Source organism: Corynebacterium sp. HMSC072G08 (assembly GCF_001809185.1).
Taxonomy (GTDB): domain Bacteria; phylum Actinomycetota; class Actinomycetes; order Mycobacteriales; family Mycobacteriaceae; genus Corynebacterium; species Corynebacterium phoceense.
In genome coordinates this window covers 15237-34388 of sequence record NZ_KV796400.1, presented here as the reverse complement: position 1 = coordinate 34388, position 19152 = coordinate 15237, and the positions used below count along the sequence as shown (strand labels likewise).

The window sequence follows — 19152 nt, the reverse complement described above, 5'->3', positions numbered from 1 at the left end:
TCCCGACACGGTAGTGTCGGGTACATGCGCTACGTAATTGAAGACGTCAACGACCCTCGCCTGGATGACGTTCGGAACTTGAAAAAGTCCGACGCCCACGGCGAGGGTCTTGTCATTGGCGAGGGCCCCATCATCGTCGAGCGCCTGCTCGCCTCCGCGTACCCCACCCGCTGCATTGTGGGCTTCAAGGCGAAGATCGACACCTACCTGTCGCAGCACGAGGTGCCCGACGACGTGCCCATCTACGAGGTCACCCGCGACATGCTCACTGAGGTCGCCGGCTTTGACATGCACCGCGGCCTGCTCGCGTCCGCGGACCGCCTGGACGCCTGGTCGGTCGACGAGGTCATCGAGGGTGCACAGACGCTCGTCGTCATGGAAGGCGTGGGCGACCACGAGAATATCGGCGGCATCTTCCGCAACGCCGCGGGTATGGATGTCGACGGCGTGCTGCTGGGCTCCGGCACCGCGGACCCGCTCTACCGACGCAGCGTCCGCGTGTCCATGGGCCACGTCCTGCGCCTGCCGTGGGCCCGCTTCGAGGGCGGCTACACCAATTGGCAACATAAGCTGGCCAAGCTTTCCGATGCCGGCTTCCGTCTCGTCTCCTTAACCCCCAGCGAGGACGCGGTCCACCTGGCCCAAGCTCTCAAGGGCGCCGAGAAGGTCGCGCTCCTCGTGGGCGCCGAAGGCCCCGGCCTTACCGAACACGCGATGAAGGCCACGGACGTCCGCGCACGCATTCCGATGGCCCCGGGAACCGATTCCTTGAACGTGGCGACGTCCGCGGCGATTGCGTTCTACGAGCGCCAGCGCTCGCTGCTCGACTTCTAGCCCCGCGCTCCCCAGTCCTGGCGGCATTGTTACGCTTCAGGCCGAGATGTGCCGATTTTCGGCTCACGCGGAGGGCACAGTCGGCTTGGAGTGTGATTGGCCGCGGTGGGGTTCCACGTTCAGGAGATTGAAGGCTCCGCGTGGGCGCTCGGGGAGGGGCTTATATGTCCTGAAGGGATTTTTGCGTCGATTGTCGGCGTGCGCGGAGGGGCTAGCGGCGGCGGTTCTTGAAGAACGTGACGACGCGCGAGGCAATGGTGCGGCCGAGGTCCGCGAGGTCGTGCGCGGTGCGCTGGGCGGACTCGGCGATGGTGGACTCGGGCTCGGCCTCGGGGTCTGCGTAGTCGTCGTAAGCGCCGTTGGCGGGGCCGACGCCCAGCTTCGCGGCGGAGGTCTCGACGAGCTCGGAGGTGGACTTAGGTGCGGGGGCCGGGTCGACCTTGGGTTCGGGGCGGCCGTCGATGGCGTAGCCCACGACGTCGAGGTTGGGACCGTTCTCGCCGATTTCCACGCCGAGCCAGGTGCGCTCGGCTTCCTGCATGAGCTCCTGGGGGACGAAGGGCAGAGTGATGGCACCGAAGGTGGAGGGGCGGTGCTCGCCGGCCCAGTAGGGGCCTTCGTAAGGCTCGGGCAGGCCGATGTCCTCGATGAACTCGGTGCGCGTCGAGCACAGGGAGCGCTTGAGCTCGTAGTTCTCCCAGTGTGCCATGCCGGCGTAGCCCTCCTCCTCGTTGGACGCGAAGGCGAAGATGTGCTTGGCGTTGATGGCGCGCAGCAGGAGCGGGGAGAGCTTGGAGAGCGTGAGGGCGTCGTCCATGATGACGGTCTGGACCACGGTCACGCCGGGGTAGCCGCCGATGTAGAACTCGCCCACGTCAGCCTGCGCGGAGCGGCCGAGCGGGAACTGGCCAATGGGCGTCACGGGGAACGCCGGATTGAGCTGGCTCAAGTACTTGCGCCCGAAGCCGCGGTCCGCCTTGGGATCGGCGTTGAGGACCTTCGCGATGTCAGCGGCGGGCTCGGAGCTGTCGCCCACGGTGACGTACCAGAGAGTAAGGACTGCGCGTGAGATGTTCATGAGAGGGAATCTTTCTTGAGTGAACGTCTAGAGCTGGACTGGGCGGTTAGTCGCGGGGACGCTTCGTGTTGCCGCGCACGCCGAGGAGGACGTCTTCCCAGTTCGGCGTCGAGGCGCGACGACGGCGCTTGGACGGCTTGGGCGCGGGCGACGGATGCTGGAGAAACTCCTCGTCCTTGTCGTTGGACTCGGACGCTGCGTTGGCTTTTTCCTCAGAGGGCTCCGCATCCTCGGAGTCGTGCGGGGTGCCCACGGGCGCGATGGTAGGAGCGGTGAGGTCCGTGACGTCGGTGACCTCGACCACGGTCTCGTCCTCCTCGGAGGCGTCGGCGCGGCGGGAGTGGCGCAGCGCGTCCAGTTCGTCCTGCTCGCCGTAGGAATACGGATCGAAGTCCTCGTCCTCGCGGGCGTCGAGTGCCTCGACACGGCGGGAACCGCGGCCGACGGAGGTGAGCGAGCGTACCGGCTGGACGAAGTCCGGGTCAGTGAGGTCAGCGGCCACGGTGTTGCGGGCGACGAGGGTGGACGCGGAGCCGGAGGACTCACGCAAGGTCCACTCGGCCTCGTTTTCGCTCAGGCCCGTCTTCCACGTGACGCGGACGGTCCAGGGCTGGCCCTTCTCGCGGTAGGCGTCCCACGCGGCGTCAGAAAGTGAGTGGCCGCGGGCGGCGAAGGCGGTGGCGAGGACCTCGTAGATGGTGAGCTTGGCTGGGCCGTCCTCGCGGACCGGGTGGGCCTGTTTGGCGAGCTCCGCGATGCGCGAGCGCTCCATGAGCACGGGGTGTGCGAAGGGCTCGACGCGGGATTCGGCGACGCCCATTTCCTCGGCAAGTTCGGCGACGGTGGCGCCAGCGCGGATGCGGTGCTGAATCTCCGGCGGGCGCATGCTCAGCTTCTCGGTGGTGGGACGGCGCGGCGCGGAGCCGACGGCCGTCAGCCGCGGGGCAGGAGCAGGTGCTGCGGGTGCTTCCGATGCCGCCGGTGCCTCCGGCACATCCTGCTCGGCCGGAGCCTGGGGCTCCGGTGCGGTAGAGGGGGCATCGTCAGGCTGGGCGGCAAGCTGGGCGCGAATATCCGGGGCGAGGGCGCCGAGATCGAGGAAGAATTCCTCTCCGTCTTCGGTGCGCAGCACCAAAGAGGTCTCGGTCGACTCGTTGTCGACCACGAATAATTCGCGCATGATCGCTCTCCTTTAATTCCTGTCGCGATGGCGGACTGTGGTGTCCACCATATCGCAGGAAAGGAGCTACTTGGCGGCTGCCGCGCCCGAATCGAGCACGTAATCGATAGCCTTCGTGAGCTTTTCGACGTCCTCGGTCTCGATGGCGGGGAACATGCCGATGCGCAGCTGGTTGCGGCCGAGCTTGCGGTAGGGCTCCGTGTCTAGGATGCCGTTGGCGCGCAGGGCAGCGGCAAGAGCGGCGGCGTCGATGGAGTCATCGAAGTCGATGGTGCCGACGACGAGGGAGCGTGCGTCCTTTTCGGCGACGAACGGGGTAACACCCTCGCGGGCCTCGGCCCAGTTGTAGAGGACATCCGAGTTGGCGGTGGTGCGTTTGACCATGCCCTCGAGCTTGCCGTTGGCGTTCATCCACTCGACCTGGTCGGCGAGCATGAGCAGGGTAGCGACGGCCGGCGTGTTGTAGGTCTGGTTCTTACGCGAGTTGTCTACGGCGGTCTGCAGGTTGAGGAAGGCCGGGATGAAGCGGTCCGAGACGTTGATCTTCTCGATGCGCTCCAGAGCCGCCGGGCTCATGGCAGCGAGCCACAGGCCGCCGTCCGAGGCGAAGCACTTCTGCGGGGAGAAGTAGTAGACGTCAGCTTCCTTCATGTCGACAGGCAGGCCGCCGGCGCCGGAGGTCGCGTCGATAGCAACGAGGGCGTCCGAGTTGGGGCGCTTGATCTGAGTCATGGCACCCGTGGAGGTCTCGTTGTGTGCCCACGCGACGACGTCTGCGCCCTCGAGGTTGAGATCTGCGGAGGAGGGGGCGGTGCCGACGGGGGCATCCGTGATGTTCGGCTCGTCGAGCCACGGAGCCTGCTTGGAGGCCTTGGCGAACTTGCCGGAGAACTCACCGAATGTAAGGTGCGAGGACTTCTTTTCGATAAGGCCGAAGGTGGCGGCATCCCAGAAGGCGGTGGCGCCGCCCAGGGAGAGGATGATCTCGTAACCGTCGGGCAGAGAGAAGAATTCAGACAGGCCGTCACGGACGCGGCCGACGACGTCCTTAACAGCGGGCTTGCGGTGGGAAGTGCCGATGATGTCGATGCCGTGGTTGGCGATGGCCTCGATCTGGGACGGACGAACCTTGGACGGACCGCAACCAAAGCGGCCATCGGACGGGACAAACTCTGCAGGAATCTGAATGCTGGGGTTGCTCATGCGGTTATAATAGCCACCACTCACGGGTTTTCGGTTGCTTACTAGAAAAAGGGGACTAATTCACCCCGACCGCAGGTTGTAGTAGTGGTCACATTTCCTGGTAGGGTGGGGAGTTGGCAAAACCGAAATGCGCGTACTGTTTACTAGTAAAGTAATCCTTAAAGCGCGCACTGCGAGAGCCTTATGAGGTGCCTCCAGCGATGGCACATGCTTTATTCACTGGTTTAACAAAGAAAGGAACCAACGTGGCTACCGACAATAACAAGGTTGTTCTCCACTACCCGGGTGGCGAGTACGAGATGGACATCAAGCAGTCCACCGAAGGCGACTCCGGCTTTGACATCGCCAAGCTGCGTAACGAGACCGGTCTCGTCACGTTCGACCCGGGCTACGCCGCCACCGGCTCCACCGAGTCGAAGATTACCTTCATCAACGGCGAAGAGGGCATCCTCCGTTACCGTGGCTACGACATTGCTGACCTGGCGCAGAACGCCACCTTCAACGAGGTGTCCTACCTGCTCATCAACGGCGAACTGCCGAACCAGGAGCAGCTCACCAAGTTCAACACTGAGATCCGCCACCACACCCTCCTCGATGAGGACTTCAAGGCGCAGTTCTCCATCTTCCCGCGCGACGCGCACCCGATGGCTGTGCTCGCCTCCTCCGTGAACATTCTCTCCACCTACTACCAGGACCAGCTCAACCCGCTGGACCCGGAGCAGCTCGACAAGGCGACCGTCCGCCTGCTCGCCAAGGTGCCGATGCTCGCGGCTTACGCTTACCGTGCCTCGGAAGGTAAGCCCTACATGTACCCGGATAACAACCTCAACGCACGCGAGAACTTCCTGCGCATGATGTTCGGTTACCCGACCGAGGACTACGAGGTTGACCCGGTCGTCTCCAAGGCTCTGGACAAGCTGCTTATCCTCCACGCAGACCACGAGCAGAACTGCTCTACCTCCACGGTCCGCATGATTGGTTCCGCCCAGGCCAACATGTTCGTCTCCATCGCTGGTGGCATCAACGCCCTGTCCGGCCCGCTGCACGGTGGCGCCAACCAGGCCGTCCTGGAGATGCTCGAGGACATCCAGAAGAACAACGGCGGCGACGCAACCGACTTCATGAACCGCGTGAAGAATAAGGAAAAGGGCGTTCGCCTCATGGGCTTCGGCCACCGCGTCTACAAGAACTACGACCCGCGCGCGGCCATCGTCAAGGAGACCGCACATGAGATCCTCGAGCACCTCGGCGGCGACCCGATGCTCGACCTGGCCATGGAACTCGAGCAGATTGCACTCTCGGACGACTACTTCGTCTCCCGCAAGCTGTACCCGAACGTCGACTTCTACACCGGCCTTATCTACCGCGCCATGGGCTTCCCCACGGACTTCTTCACCGTGCTCTTCGCCATCGGCCGTCTGCCGGGCTGGATCGCTCAGTACCGCGAGCAGCTGGAGCTCAACACGAAGATCAACCGCCCGCGCCAGATCTACACCGGTGAGTCCCTCCGCGCCTTCACCCCGCGCTCGGAGCGTAAGTAATCCCTAATTTTTGTGGCGCCTTCGCTGCATAAATAGCGAGAAACCGCACGGTGTCCCGTATAATGGGCTGCTAGTGCGGTTTTCTCATAGCTGTTGTAGTCCACTGTGCGGCCGCAGCGCTACCGCTAAATCTCGCTTAACAATTCGCTCCAAGGAGAGGTGCATCCCATGGAAAAGCCACTGATCGAAGCCCAGACCGGCCCGGCCCCGACGGAACTCGTCATCGAGGACATCGTGGTCGGCGACGGCGCCGAGGCGCAGCCGGGCGGCGTCGTGGAGGTCCACTACGTGGGCGCCGATTATGAGACGAACCAGGAATTCGATTCTTCTTGGGACCGCGGACAATCCATCGAGTTCCCGCTCACCGGCCTCATCGCCGGTTGGCAGGAAGGTATTCCGGGCATGAAGGTGGGCGGCCGCCGCCAGCTCACCATCCCGCCGGAGAAGGCTTATGGCCCCGTGGGCGGCGGACACCCGCTCTCCGGTCGCACCCTGGTCTTCATCATCGACCTCATTCGCGCGGCCTAAGCCACACGGCCTCATTTCGTGGCGCCCTCGGGTCTGTCTTTACGGCGGGCTCGGGGGCTTTCGCGATCTCTGGGGTTCCTAGTGTGAATGAGTTGGTCGATTTCTTGAAATTTTCCCGTGACTCATTCACTTTTCGAGCTCTTGTCCCTGCCTAGTGTGAGAAACGCGGCGGCGGCAGGCCGCGGTAGGGCACAATGGGGGACATGACTGTAGAGAACGTTTCTTTTAATGACGACCGTGAGATGCCCCAGCTGGGCTTGGGCACCTACAAGCTGCGCGACGACGAGTGCGTGCGCACCATCCGCGAGGCCATCGAGATTGGTTACCGCAAGTTCGACACCGCGACCTTGTACAAGAACGAGGAAGCCGTGGGCAAGGCCTTGAAGCAGGCCATGGATGCCGGCGACGTCACCCGCGATGAGATCTTTGTGACGACGAAGGTATGGCACGATCACCACGGCGCGGATCTCGCGCCGCAGGCTTTCCATGAGTCCCTGGACAAGCTGGGGCTGGACTACATCGACCTTTACCTCATCCACTGGCCGTGGCCGCAGGGTGGCAAGTACGTGGAGACGTTCAATGCGATTGCGCGCCTGCAAGGCATGGGCCAGATTGCATCCATCGGCGTGGCCAACTTCTACGAGGAGACGCTCGATACGCTCATCAAGGAATCCGGCATTGTGCCGGTGCTCAACCAGGTGGAGCTGCACCCGGGCTTCACACAGCCGGAGCTGCGCGCGTACCACGACGAACACGGCATTATCACCGAGGCGTGGTCGCCGCTCGCGCGCGGTGTGGTGCTCACTAATCCGGATATCAAGGCGATCGCTGCGAAGTATGAGGTGACCACGGGCCAGGTGGTGCTCGCGTACCTGCTACAGCTGGGCATCTCGGTTATCCCCAAGTCCGCGCGCAAGGAGCGGCTGGCGGAGAACTTCGCGGCGGCAGAGCTTACGCTCACGCGCGCGGAGATGGACGTCATGAACTCCCTCGACGGACGTGAGGGATTCGGGCGCATGTTTAATGATCCGCGCGACTTTCCGGGTGCGGAAGGCTAGTTCGCACTCGCCGGCCGCGAACGTTGAGGCCGCTGTCCCTGGTGGGGCAGCGGCCTTTTGAGTGCGGTTTTCCTAGTGAGACGTGTGACACATTGGGGTTTGCAAAGTTGGCAAAAGGCGCTTGTATGCAAGTTGGGGGTAGTTTTGCAAGCTGTAAATATCCATGTTGAGGGTGGGTATGGGGGTAGTTAATTCTTGCAAAGGATGAATTTTTAGCGACAGCTACAACGTTGCACATAATCCTCTGTAACTTACACATCAAGCAAAAAATGTGACCTCTGCCTCAGGCGGTGTGAGCCGGTGCGGCGGGGTCGGGCTTAAATTTTTGACCTATCCCTCGCCCTTTTGGAAGGAGCACATGCAATGTCTGCACTCTCTGCCGACTCCAGCATGACGGCCCCGGCGCAACGCCGGGAGCCGACTGCGGAGGAATTCATCGCCATGCGCGAGAGCGCCGAATTTGGCAAGCTGCGCGGGGCCTACCGCAACTTTACGTTCCCCATGACCGTCGCGTTCTTCTCGTGGTACATCGTCTACGTGCTGGCCGCGGTCTTCGCGCCGGGCTTTATGGGTACCGAGCTGCCGGGCGGCTGGAACGTTGGCCTGGCCTTCGGTATTGCTCAGTTCGCGACCACGTTCATCATTACGTGGGTTTACGTGAAGTATGCCAATAAGAACATCGAGCCGCGTGCGGCCAAGATTCGTGAAGAACTGGAGGGATAGACAATGACTACGTTCCACCTCGCCGCCGCGAGCGCCGATGCCGCCGCGGGCAACCCGATTCTCAATATTTCCGTCTTCGTCGTCTTCCTTGTCGTGACCATGTGGGTGGTCCTGCGTGCCGGCAAGTCGACGAAGGAAGCCTCAGACTTCTACACCGGTGGCGGCTCCTTCTCTGGCCGCCAGAACGGCCTCGCCATCTCCGGTGACTACCTGTCCGCCGCGTCCTTCCTTGGTATCGTCGGCGCCGTCGCGCTCACCGGTTACGACGGCTTCCTGTACTCCGTGGGCTTCTTCGTCGCATGGCTCGTGGCGCTCATGCTCGTGGCTGAGCCGCTGCGTAACGTGGGTCGCTTCACCATGGCTGACGTGCTGAGCTTCCGTCTCAAGCAGAAGCCGGTCCGTGTGGCCGCCGCTATCGCGACGCTCTTCGTCTCGCTGTTCTACCTCATCGCGCAGATGGCCGGCGCCGGCTCCCTGGTTTCGGTCCTGCTCAACATCCACGACTTCTTCTGGCAGGCCGTCGTCGTTGGTATCGTGGGCGTCCTCATGATTGTCTACGTCCTCGTGGGCGGCATGAAGGGCACGACCTACGTTCAGATGATTAAGGCCGTCCTGCTTGTTACCGGTGTTGTTGCGATGTGCGCCATGGTCTTCATCTCCATCAAGGGTGGCTTCGGTGCCCTCTTCGATGGCGCGGTGCAGGCGCACGCTGGCTCTGAGTACCTGGCGCAGAAGGGCTACGAGGCCTCCCAGATTATGGAGCCGGGCTTGAAGTACGGCAAGTCCCTCACTACGAAGATTGACTTCATCTCCCTGGGTATCGCCCTCGTCCTCGGTGTCGGTGGACTCCCGCACGTCCTCATGCGCTTCTACACGGTTCCGACTGCGAAGGAAGCTCGCCGCTCCGTGACCTGGGCCATCGTCATCATCGGTGCTTTCTACCTCATGACGCTCATCCTGGGCTTCGGCGCCGCCGCTCTGGTTGGTCCGGACCGCATCCTCGCCGCGCCGGGTGGCGCGAACTCCGCCGCACCGCTGCTGGCCCTCGAGCTGGGTGGCTCCGTGTTCATGGCGGTCATCTCCGCCGTTGCCTTCGCAACCGTCCTCGCGGTCGTCGCTGGCCTGGCGATTACCGCCTCGGCGTCCATCGCCCACGACGTCTACCACTCCGTTATCCGTAACGGTCAGTCCACGGAGGCTGAGCAGGTCCGCGTCTCCCAGATGACCGTCGTTGTCCTCGGTGTCGTCGCCATCATCCTCGGCATCCTGGCCATGACCCAGAACGTCGCCTTCCTGGTCTCCCTGGCCTTCGCCATCGCGGCCTCGGCTAACCTGCCCACTATCCTGTACTCCCTGTACTGGAGGCGCTTCAACACCGCGGGTGCTGTGGCCTCCATGTACACCGGTGTCATCTCCTGCCTGGTCCTCATCTTCTTCTCCCCGGCAGTCTCCGGCACCGAGACCTCGATGTTCCCCAACGCGGACTGGGCACTGTTCCCGCTGTCCTCGCCGGGTATCGTCACCATCCCGCTCGCATTCATCGTCGGCTGGGCTGTCTCGCTCATGACCAAGCCGGACAACTTCGAAGAGCTCTCCGCCGAGATGGAAGTTCGTTCCCTCACCGGCGTGGGCGTTGAGGCTCCGGTTGACCACTAAAGGGGACCGCTAAAGGTCGAACACGCAACGGTTAGCTTCTCAACGCTCACACCCGCAGGGGTAGCCCGCCCCGTCGCATACGCTGAATGCCACCGCCTTCTTTCTGAAGAAGGCGGTGGCATTAGTAATATGTGGTGAGTGAATCGGATGATAAGTCTGGTCCTCGCCGCGGCGCTGGCGGGGACGCTGGTGGCGTGTACACCGCCGCATGAAAAGCCTGCGGACGCGGCTCAGGAAACAGGGGAGATGACCGCCGCGCGGCTGTCGGCGCCGCGCCCCGTGGAAACGCTCACGGTGGAAGCCCCGCCGTCGAAAAAGAATATCGCCGCGGACCTCGACGGCGAAGTGAAGTTCGTCGCCAACGCAAAGGCCCGCGAGTTGTCCTATTACCGCATGGACGGCATGCGCATGGGCACCGACGGGGAGCGCAACGCCATGCCGGCACTGAGCCTTATCAAGCTCTATCTCGCCAAGTACGTGCTTGACCACGGCACGCTGGAAGACCAGTACGAAGCGCTCGACATGATTGCGGATTCATCGGACGTCTCCGCGTCGGATCTCTTCAAGCGCTACCCGGAGTCCATCGACACGGTGGCGGAAGACTATGAGCTCGAATCCACGCGCGCGGGAAGCGAGTGGGGCAAGTCTGTGACGTCCGTCTACGACGTGGTCAACTTCATCAAGGCGCTGCGCGAGGAATCACCCACGCATCCCATCCTCGTCGCGATGGCGCAGGCTACGACCACGGCGGAAGATGGCTACCGTCAGGATTACGGCACGGCGCGGCTGTCGAATGTGCTGGGCTCCAAGTGGGGCTGGTCCGACGATAAGACGCTGCACTCCTCCGTGAGCTTCGGGAAAAACTTCATCGTCGCCGCCTCGGTGTCGGGCTCGGCGGAGGATCTTACGAAGTTCGTGAAGAAAGAAGTCACCGTCAAGGCCCTTAACGAGGCGACGACGAAATTTATTGAAGGGCAGAAGTCCTAGCGCATCGCCCCCAGGACGGTCTGGACGAGGTCCACGCCCGCCTGAATCTGCTTGGAGTCGACGGACGAGCCGTTGAAGCTCACGCCCTCAGGGGAGACCTGCGGCAGGTTGAGTCCCGGCACGGCGTTCTGGACCTGCGAGGACATCTGGCCGACGGCGTTCAGCGGGTTGCTGTTGTGGGCGGGGGCGGCGGGCGCGGCCGGTGCCGGCGCTGCAGCGCCTCCCGGCGTCCACTGGCCCCAGTCCTTCGCGTAGACGTCATTGATATCGCAGACCACGCCGCCGATGGTGCGCTGGCGGTTCTGCGGCAGCTGGTGGATGGTCGTGCGCGGATGAATGCGGCCGCCCGAGCCCCAGTCATGCATCCAGAAGAAGCTGCCAATCCCGTCGCGTACGCACCAATCGATGACGTTGTAGTTGCCGTACACGCCCACCTGGTAGCCCGCCGCCTTGAGTGCGGTGGAGAACGCCATGAGGTAGGGCTTAATCTGGCCGTCGTACTGTGCGCGGGACGGGTTGTTGTCGATCGCGATATAAATCGGTCGGCCCGTGGGGCCGCCCGCTGCCTTATGGATGGCGATGGCCTGCGGCGCGTGTTGGGCTGCCGATGCCGCCCCGCCCGCCCAGTCCGGATTGTCCGAGCCGTTGTATTGGTAGACGGAAGCAACGGCGAGGCCGGCGGCGGCATCGGCAGCAGCCTGGGCGCGGGTGACCGGCTTGCCGGCCATCCAGCCTGCGCGCGGCTTGGAGACGTAGCGCACCGCGCCCATCTGACCCGCGGCCTTGAGTGCGGCGGAGGAGGGAACACCCGCCGAGAAGTCGACAACGGTGCCGAGCACTGGGCCGAGCGCAAACGCCTGCGGGGCGGCCGTGCCCACGGCACCCGCGGCGAGGGCAATCGTGCCCGCGCGCAGGAGGCTGCGGCGACTGAAGTGGACGGAAGAATGCGAGGTGGACGACATAGAGGCTCCTAGAGAAGACGGACTGTCGCGACGCCCTAGGTTACGAGATTGTTGTCACAACAGTCACTCTAATTAACATCTGTACCGTACCACCGGCTTCCGATGCCGTCGAGGGTGACGCGCCCAGCGTCCGACGGACTCGCTTTATGCACCCGCGGGGGAGCAATTGCAGTCCGCGGCGCAGGGCACGATAAGATACTTCGCAGCACCTCGCACGGTGCGTTTTAAGGGGTTATAGCTCAGTCGGTTAGAGCTACGGACTCATAATCCGTTGGTCCCGGGTTCGAGCCCCGGTGGCCCCACTTTGTAGTCGTTGAACTGCGCGTATACCTGGTAATAGCGTCCTGCGCAGTTCCAACGCGTCCCCCTAAAACGCGTCCTGATAGCGCGTTGTTACAGGAACTGGAAGAATACGTGCAAGGGGTCCAGCGGGAAGGGGGAACGGTAATGAATAGTTTCCCAGCGTTTCTCATTGAATACCGCCGCAGCACGGGTGCTGTGAGTGTGAGAGTATTTCTTGTTGACCGAGGCGACGCGGGCGCGCGCGGTTCTCCACGAACGCAACGACGACCCGGATGTCGGATGTCGAGAGCACCGCTATCGCCGCACCGAGCCTGGAAAGCCTGCGGCATACGCACGCGCGGTATCTCTACCGCGAAGATGATCCTTTCCCCGCAGCGTCCTAACGCTCGCGCCAATCGTAGAAAACGCTATTAATCCACCGCTGCCACGCCCGCCGTGTCGGCGGTGGTTTTAGTATCGGAGAGTATGAACGTCCGGTATTTCTTTTTCCAGTTCTGGCAACTTATCGTCGACCACGCGTTGCCGTTGGCGGCGTTGTTGCTCATGGCGATTTTGGTGCCGCGTGTCGGGCGCCTGGTCATCAGGCTTATTGACTCGCGGCTGGATGACAATGAGGAATCCACGAAGACCCGTCTCGCCCTGGCAGGCGCGTTGGTCTACGTTGCGCAGGCGGTGGCGTATTTCCTGCTTGCCATCGCGGCGCTTACCAACGTGGGCGTGCCGGCGCTCGGTGCGGCGATTCCCGCGACGGTCGTCTCGGCTGCCCTTGGTTTCGGTGCGCAGAAGATCATCGGCGACTTCCTGGCGGGCTTCTTCATTTTGAGCGAGAAGCAGTACGGTGTGGGCGATTACGTGAGCTTCGACGGCACGTCTGGGGCGGTGGAAGGCACCGTCGTGGCGTTGACGCTGCGCACGACGAAGGTTCGCACGCCGACGGGCGAGGTCGTCATGGTGCCTAACGGCTCGGGCGGCGTGGTGACGAACTACTCACAGGATTGGTCGCGCGCCGTCGTCGACTTGCAGGTGCCGGTGCGCGCAGGCGAGACGCTGGCCGAGGTCACCCGCAAGGTTGAGGAGATTTCCTCGCATGCGGCGCAGGACGCAGCCATCGCCGAAGATATCGCGGGCGAGATCGAGATTCTGCCGGTCACTGGCCTTATCGAGCCCACCGTCGCTGGTCAGCCGTGGCAGATCAAGTACCGCGTCATGGTCGTGGTCAATCCCTCCCGCCAGTGGGCCGTCGAGCGCGGCATTCGCTCCGCCCTCGTCGCGGCCTTCTGGGATCACTACAACTTGTCCTCGGCCGCCCCGCTAGCCGATGCCCCCGTCACCGCCGCTCCGCCCGCCCCCGCAGGGTCGGCTGGAGCCGGCGCGCCGACCGAAGTCATGCCGGCTGCGGCAGGAACCGACAAGGCGGAGGTGCGCGACGCTGTGGCTCATGCGGCCGCGCGCGATACGCACGACCCGAGCGACCAAGGACCGGGCCGGCCGTCCGAGTCGGACCCGGATGTGGCGGCGCAGCACCCGGATGCCTCACAGACTGAGGTCATGAACGCCGTCGACGCGGCACCGCGTACCATCTGGCGCGATGACCATCCCACGACGCGCTGGGACAAGCTGTGGACGCTTGGCGGTCGCGTGCGTGGCTCGACGACGGGCCTCTTTGTGGGGCTCGCCGTGACCGGCCTGTTGCTGCTCTTCTCGGCGAACCCGGAGGACGCGGACGCTGGCTGGCTCTCGCCGTCCTACTGGACGTCGAAGTCCAGTGAGACGGAAAGTGCGGCGACAACCGCGCCTGCGCCGACCGCGGCAACGCAGCCGGAGGAGAGCGTCGAGCCGACGCAGGAGACCGTCGAGCAGCCCACAGACGCGTCCGAGGACACGGCCACTGACGAGCCGACCGCGGCGCAGGAGAACGGCACCACTGCGGAGCAAACAACCACAACGGCGCGTCGGGAACGCGCCGCACGCCGCGATAGCGAGGACGAGGAGACGCCCGCGGCGACGACACAGGCCGTCACGACCGCGCCTGCCGAGGAGCCGACCGTCGAGCCCACGGGTGCGGCGGAGCAGCCCACCGGCGCAGCAGCGGTTACGGGTGGCGCGGAGGCCACGGCCGCGCAGTAACTGTGCAGTCTGCGCAGCCTCTGTGCAGCCTCTGCTCGCGCGGCGCGCAGCTGCCCCGTAGCCACGTGGGCGGCGGGGCAAGGCGCTGGCTACAATAGCGACCATGGTTTCCGAGGTTGACCCGCTCATCGAATCGATCTATCGCTGGTCGGACGTGAGCGGCGTGTTGCTCATGGGCATTATCGGCGGCACAATTGCGCGCCAACGCGGCTATGACATCATCGGGTTCTTCTTCATTGCGATGTTTTCGGCGCTGGGCGGCGGCATGATCCGCGACGTGCTCATCAACCGCGGCACCGTCGCGGCGATGAGCCAGCCCGAATACCTTTACCTCGCTTTCGCCGGTGCGCTCATCGCGCGCTTCGTCTATTTCAAGGGTAAAACGTGGGAACACCTGCAAGCCCACGGCGACGCCCTCGTCTCCGCACTGTGGGCCGGGACTGGCACGGTGAAGGCTCTTACCTATGGCCTGCCCGTCGTTCCGTGCATCATGATGGGCGTGTTCACCGCGACCGGCGGCTCCATGATTCGCGACGTGTGCATGGGCCGTGAGCCCGCTGTCTTTGGTGGCAACCAGCCCATCGTCATCCCGGCAGCTGTCTGCTCCGTCATCGTGCTCGCCGGCAATGGGCTCGGTTTCCTGGCGTGGGGCATGATACTCGGACCCGTGGCGAGCTTTGCGCTCGCGCTCTTGGGGTATTGGACCGGCTGGCGCGTGTCCACGGACCAAGAGTGGGCGCCGGTCAACGAGACTGCAGCGCAGGTTGCCGTCCTCGCGCGTAAGGCCGAGGACAAGTCGCGTGCCGTGGGCCGCCGCCTCGAGCCGCGCCGCCTGCGTTCGTGGCGGCACAAGCAGATGGAAAATGCCCTCGAGCGGCGTATCGCCCGCGAGATCCGCGAGGGCAAGCGTCCCGCCGAAGCCCAGGCGGCGGCCAACGAGTTCCTCGAGGAGTTCAACTCCGAGGTCGCGCAGCTGAGCGAAGCCTCGCAGGTAGCGGCCGACGCGGGGGAGAAGGGGGCATCGGAAAGCGCGGCGGAGACGGGCTCGACTGTGCTGAGCACTTTTGCCAACGACATCGGCATGGACTTAGCCGGCGACTCCTATCAGGACAAGCCGGACCATCAGCGCATGCTCGACGCGATTCTTGCGGACGACAAGCTCACGGACGAGCTCATTGACAAGCTGGTGGAAAAATACGATAAGCGTCAGCCAGGGGCTAACGCTTAGAGGTTGCGACTTTTACATCGGGGCCACGACGACGCCCACGATGGCGGCGATGAACTCGATGTCCAAGGGCCTGTCCACGCAGCTTGCGCCGCGCGGCATTCGCGTCAACGCCGTGGCGCCCGGCCCCGTGTGGACGCCGCTGCAGCCCGCGGGTGGCCAGCCAACCGAGGGGGTTATGGAATTCGACTCGAAGTCCTTCCTCGGCCGCGCCGGGCAGCCGGTGGAGATGGCCGGTGCGTACGTCTTCCTGGCCTCGGAGGAGGCGAGCTTCGTCTCGGGTGAGACCATCGGCGCGACGGGTGGTTTCCCAACTCCGTAGCTTAAGGCGCGAGAAAAGCCCACGGCGCAGGTGTGCAACCGTGCCGTGGGCTTTCGTGTGTCCCGGTGGGCCTAGAACGCGGTGGGTTTAGAAGAAACCCCAGATGGTCGAGCCGAGAACGACCGCACCGAAGGCGATGATGACGGCGTTGCCGGGGCTGCGGCGCAGCGGCGCCAGGCGTGCGACAGCGTAGACGGCGAGCATGGGCACGCCGAACTGGAAGATGGTGATGAGGAGGCCGCCGGCGACCGTGATGAGGTCCATGACGGAGGGCTCGACGATGGCCACGAAGGTGGCGACGGTGAAGATGAACAGGTAGACGGGGGCATCGGAAAGCTCACGCTGGGAGGGATTCAAGCGAGCGCCGAGGAACTGCAAGCCTTCGCGTGCGCCTAGGGCTACGCCGATAAAGCTGGAGGCGATGGCGCAGATGGCGACGATCGGGGTGACAAGCGCCAGGAACGGGGTGCCCGTGGTGTTCGCGAAGTAGGAGAGCACCGGCAGGTTATCCGCGGCGGCCTGAGCCATGCCGTCTGCGCCTAGGGCGAGCGCGCAGGACCAGACGAAGAACATCGTGAAAACGGTGAGCAGGACCGTGGTGAGCATAATGACTCGGGAGAGGCGAGCTTCGGCGAACTCGCCGTGACTGCGCTGGGTGGAGACGGCGAACTGGGACAGCGAGCCGATGAAGGTAAACGAGAAGACCAGCACCGGAAGGATGAGCACCAGGGATTCCCAGAAGGAGTGCTCGGAGGAGACCGTGAGGAAGGAGCCTAAGTCCCACTGCGGGATGAGGTAGAGCGAGAAGGCGCCGAGTGCAATGAGCAGCGGGACGACGAGAAGCTCTGCGGCGGCGAGCATGATGCGTTCGCCGAAGGCCAGGGCTGCGACGAGGAGACCGATGAGGATCGGTGCGAGTATCCACCGCGGGATCTCCGGGCCGCCGAGCTGGTTGACGATGAAGTTATCGACGGTGGTGGTGATGCTCACCGAATACACGAGGAGCACGGGAAAGAGCATGATGAGGTAGGCCACGGCGAGCCATGCGCCGGTACTCTGGCCGAAGTAGCTGGTAAGCGCCGCGAGGAGATCCGCGCCGGGCTGCGGGGAGCGAGCGATGATGCGCGCGTAGGCGTAGTGGGAGAGATACGTAAGCGGACCGATGAGCACGGTGGCAATGAGCAGCGGCCAGAATCCATAGGCGCCGGCGGACAGAGGTAGGAAGAGAATGCCCGCACCGATGGCGGTGCCAAAAAGCGTGGAGGCCCAGCCAAACGTCGAGTGGGAGCTTGCCATCGTGGGGTCCTGGACGTAGGTCGAGCTGGGTGCGGTGGTCGCAGACATCGCGGGGCCTCCAAGAGAGATCGAGGAATGTGTTGCCATTGATTGTGCGACAGGACACGCTCAAAAGACTAGACCGAGCGGTACTTTTATTCAGTTGATGTGCGTCGGCGTGCGGGCGGGTTCGCTAGGCTAGGGTCCTATGACTGCCTTTGATTCTGTGGCCGATTTCCCGGCTGACCATGTCTCCGCCGCGTTGCTTGTAGACGGTGATGTTCGGACGTTGGGGGATACGTCCCGCGTGTATTCGATTGCCTCGGTGACCAAACCTGTGGTGGCCTACGGCATCATGCTCGCCGTCGAGGAGGGGGCGGTGGAGCTCGACCAGCCGGCGGGGCCTTCCGGTTCCACGCTTCGGCATCTGTTGGCGCACGCGTCTGGTGTGGGGTTTGATACGCGCGAGTCGCAGAAGCCCGTGGGGGAGCGGCGCATCTATTCCTCAGCGGGCTATGAATGGGCCGCGGATATCGTGGCGGAAGCCACCGGCATGGAGTTTCCGGAGTACTTGCGCGAGGGCGTCTTCGAACCACTGGGAATGAAGGATTCGGCTTTGGTTGGCTCGGCGGGACACGGCCTTGACACGACGGTGGACGACCTGGTCCGGTTCGCCCGCGAGGTGCTCGACCCGCAGTTGTTGCACCCCACAACGGTCGAGGAAATGCTCACGCCGCAGTTCCCGGGCCTGCGCGGCCTCGTGCCAGGCTATGGCTCCTTTAAGGACTGCTCCTGGGGCCTGGGCTTCGAGCTCCACGGGGACAAGGAGCACTGGATGGGCTCGTTGCCCGCGGAGGCTGCGGGGCACTTTGGTATGTCGGGAACCTACCTCTGGCTGGCGGAGGGGAAAGCTATGGTCATGCTCACTGACCACGACTTCGGGGACTGGGCCAAGCCGCTGTGGGCGGAGACGAACTCGGCGATCTGGAGCGAGCTGCAGTCATAAAAAGCTGGAGGCATAAAAATACCCCGGCAGGACCGGGGCACGGACAGGCTAGCGGGAAGCTAGTGGCGCTGGAAGAAGTTCCACACCTCGCGCGTGGCGTTGGGGTTGGAGGCAAACCACGTGTGGCTGCCGCCGTTCACGCGGTAGAGCGTGGTCTCAGCGAGGCAGCCGGAGTAGCTGAAGGAGTTGTAGCCGTTGCCGGAGCCGGTGCGCATGGACGCGCCGGAGGTGTCGCAGGCGTTGCGCTTGCCGATGCGCTCCCAGGCGCCGCGGGTGGCGTAGTAGGAACCGCCGTGGCCGTTGGAACCATCGTTGTAGTACGGCGCAATCTTGTCGTCGGTGCCGTGGATGAGCAGCGTGGGCACCTGGCCTGTGCAGCCGTCGAAGATACGCGTGTACGCGGCGGTGGAGACGCCGGCAACGGCGGCGAAGGTCTCCGGGGCCTGGCACGCGGCGGCGAGCGCCATGCCGCCGCCGTTGGACAGGCCGGTGGCGTAGACGCGGCTGCGGTCGACGGAGTAGCTATTGGCTACGTCATTGAGGATGGCCTTGGTGAAGGCGACGTCCTCGCCGCGGCTCGTCGTGGCGTAGTTGGGGCCTTCCCACGCCAGGCCGCCGTTGACGCTCGCGCGCGGGTTGGGGTAGACGACGATGGCATCGGAGCCCGTGGCACGCTCAAAGTGGGAGTGGCCGTGCATGTCTGAGCCATCGAAGTCCATGCCGGAGTAAGCGAAGACGACGGGGTAGTCGCGGGATGAGTCATAGTCGGAGGGGACGTAGAGCTCGTAGGAGCGCGTGCCCTGGCCGGAGACGGAAACCTTCTTCGTGGAATGGGTCGTCGTGCCATTGCCCATGGTGAGGGCCTGGCCCAACTTTGACGACAGCGTGAACGCGTCAGAGATGGAGGAGCCGTTGCTCGAGCCCTTGCTCGAGGTGGAGCTCATGTCCGAGCTCGTGAGGGCGTTCGCGACGGGCAGGCCGACGGAGGTCCACAGAACCGTGGCGGAGGCGAGGGCAGCCACGCGAGTAGCAAAAGTCTTCAACATGAGGTCTAAGAGTAGCGGGGCAAGGTATCGAAACCCTAACTTTTGTGATGATTTCGTTGCGCTGTAACGATCTGCGGGGCGCGGTCACAGGGAAGTTC

The 19152-nt window shown here is 63.9% G+C and carries 16 protein-coding genes, 1 tRNA gene and 1 pseudogene; 12 read left to right on the top strand and 6 right to left on the bottom strand.

The genetic code is table 11. The annotated features are described in order from the left end of the window. Nucleotides 1-24 precede the first annotated feature (24 nt). A complete protein-coding gene (locus HMPREF2559_RS02585; RefSeq protein ID WP_066488370.1) occupies nt 25-834 on the top strand; it encodes a TrmH family RNA methyltransferase in 810 nt (269 codons plus the stop codon). 211 nt (nt 835-1045) lie between these two features. Here HMPREF2559_RS02585 and HMPREF2559_RS02580 read toward each other — a convergent pair whose 3' ends face one another. The 3 genes from HMPREF2559_RS02580 to serC form a co-directional block, all read right to left on the bottom strand. Further along, nucleotides 1046-1912 (bottom strand): DUF6928 family protein, encoded by an 867-nt coding sequence (locus HMPREF2559_RS02580; protein ID WP_066488372.1) that lies wholly within the window; start codon nt 1910-1912, stop codon nt 1046-1048. 46 nt (nt 1913-1958) lie between these two features. Continuing rightward, nucleotides 1959-3092 (bottom strand): septation protein SepH, encoded by a 1134-nt coding sequence (gene sepH / locus HMPREF2559_RS02575; protein ID WP_066488373.1) that lies wholly within the window; start codon nt 3090-3092, stop codon nt 1959-1961. Between the two features lie 66 nt (nt 3093-3158). Next, nucleotides 3159-4295: a phosphoserine transaminase gene (gene serC, locus HMPREF2559_RS02570; RefSeq protein WP_066488376.1), complete on the bottom strand. Its 1137-nt coding sequence runs from the start codon at nt 4293-4295 to the stop codon at nt 3159-3161. A 245-nt stretch (nt 4296-4540) separates the two neighbouring features. On the opposite strand from serC, the gene HMPREF2559_RS02565 reads away from it, so the two are divergent. The 6 genes from HMPREF2559_RS02565 to HMPREF2559_RS02540 all read left to right on the top strand — a co-directional run bounded on the left by HMPREF2559_RS02565 (nt 4541) and on the right by HMPREF2559_RS02540 (nt 10788). Then, entirely contained in the window at nt 4541-5836 is a 1296-nt protein-coding gene (locus HMPREF2559_RS02565) for a citrate synthase (protein ID WP_077210084.1), read from the top strand. Between the two features lie 168 nt (nt 5837-6004). Next, complete coding sequence (gene fkpA / locus HMPREF2559_RS02560) at nt 6005-6364, top strand: FKBP-type peptidyl-prolyl cis-trans isomerase FkpA (protein WP_066488386.1); 360 nt, start codon at nt 6005-6007, stop codon at nt 6362-6364. 194 nt (nt 6365-6558) lie between these two features. Next, nucleotides 6559-7422, top strand: a complete 864-nt coding sequence (locus HMPREF2559_RS02555; RefSeq protein WP_066488396.1) for an aldo/keto reductase — start codon at nt 6559-6561, stop codon at nt 7420-7422. Between the two features lie 390 nt (nt 7423-7812). After that, entirely contained in the window at nt 7813-8145 is a 333-nt protein-coding gene (locus tag HMPREF2559_RS02550; RefSeq protein ID WP_066488599.1) for a DUF485 domain-containing protein, read from the top strand. Between the two features lie 3 nt (nt 8146-8148). Further along, on the top strand, nt 8149-9801 hold the full coding sequence (locus tag HMPREF2559_RS02545; RefSeq protein WP_066488399.1) for a solute symporter family protein: 1653 nt from the start codon (nt 8149-8151) through the stop codon (nt 9799-9801). A 147-nt stretch (nt 9802-9948) separates the two neighbouring features. Continuing rightward, nucleotides 9949-10788, top strand: a complete 840-nt coding sequence (locus HMPREF2559_RS02540; RefSeq protein ID WP_148138763.1) for a hypothetical protein — start codon at nt 9949-9951, stop codon at nt 10786-10788. Here the strand turns inward: HMPREF2559_RS02540 and HMPREF2559_RS02535 are convergent. After that, nucleotides 10785-11750: a DUF1906 domain-containing protein gene (locus tag HMPREF2559_RS02535; RefSeq protein WP_066488403.1), complete on the bottom strand. Its 966-nt coding sequence runs from the start codon at nt 11748-11750 to the stop codon at nt 10785-10787. The genes HMPREF2559_RS02540 and HMPREF2559_RS02535 overlap by 4 nt on opposite strands. Before the next feature lie 228 nt (nt 11751-11978). Between HMPREF2559_RS02535 and HMPREF2559_RS02530 the strand changes: the two genes are divergently transcribed. From HMPREF2559_RS02530 to HMPREF2559_RS02515, 4 genes and pseudogenes are all read left to right on the top strand, one after another. Next, nucleotides 11979-12052, top strand: a tRNA-Ile gene (locus HMPREF2559_RS02530). A gap of 466 nt (nt 12053-12518) precedes the next feature. Then, nucleotides 12519-14180, top strand: a complete 1662-nt coding sequence (locus HMPREF2559_RS02525; protein WP_070539452.1) for a mechanosensitive ion channel family protein — start codon at nt 12519-12521, stop codon at nt 14178-14180. 103 nt (nt 14181-14283) lie between these two features. Next, nucleotides 14284-15408: a trimeric intracellular cation channel family protein gene (locus HMPREF2559_RS02520; RefSeq protein WP_066488409.1), complete on the top strand. Its 1125-nt coding sequence runs from the start codon at nt 14284-14286 to the stop codon at nt 15406-15408. A 37-nt stretch (nt 15409-15445) separates the two neighbouring features. Further along, nucleotides 15446-15727: pseudogene (locus HMPREF2559_RS02515) on the top strand (SDR family oxidoreductase); the annotation flags it as partial. 87 nt (nt 15728-15814) lie between these two features. On the opposite strand, the gene HMPREF2559_RS02510 reads toward HMPREF2559_RS02515, so the two are convergent. After that, a complete protein-coding gene (locus HMPREF2559_RS02510) occupies nt 15815-17071 on the bottom strand; it encodes an amino acid permease (RefSeq protein WP_070539447.1) in 1257 nt (418 codons plus the stop codon). 139 nt (nt 17072-17210) lie between these two features. Between HMPREF2559_RS02510 and HMPREF2559_RS02505 the strand changes: the two genes are divergently transcribed. Further along, nucleotides 17211-18008, top strand: a complete 798-nt coding sequence (locus HMPREF2559_RS02505; protein ID WP_066510285.1) for a serine hydrolase domain-containing protein — start codon at nt 17211-17213, stop codon at nt 18006-18008. A gap of 59 nt (nt 18009-18067) precedes the next feature. Here the strand turns inward: HMPREF2559_RS02505 and HMPREF2559_RS02500 are convergent, their stop codons facing one another. Then, nucleotides 18068-19054, bottom strand: a complete 987-nt coding sequence (locus HMPREF2559_RS02500; RefSeq protein WP_070539445.1) for a CE1 family esterase — start codon at nt 19052-19054, stop codon at nt 18068-18070. Nucleotides 19055-19152: the final 98 nt, after the last annotated feature.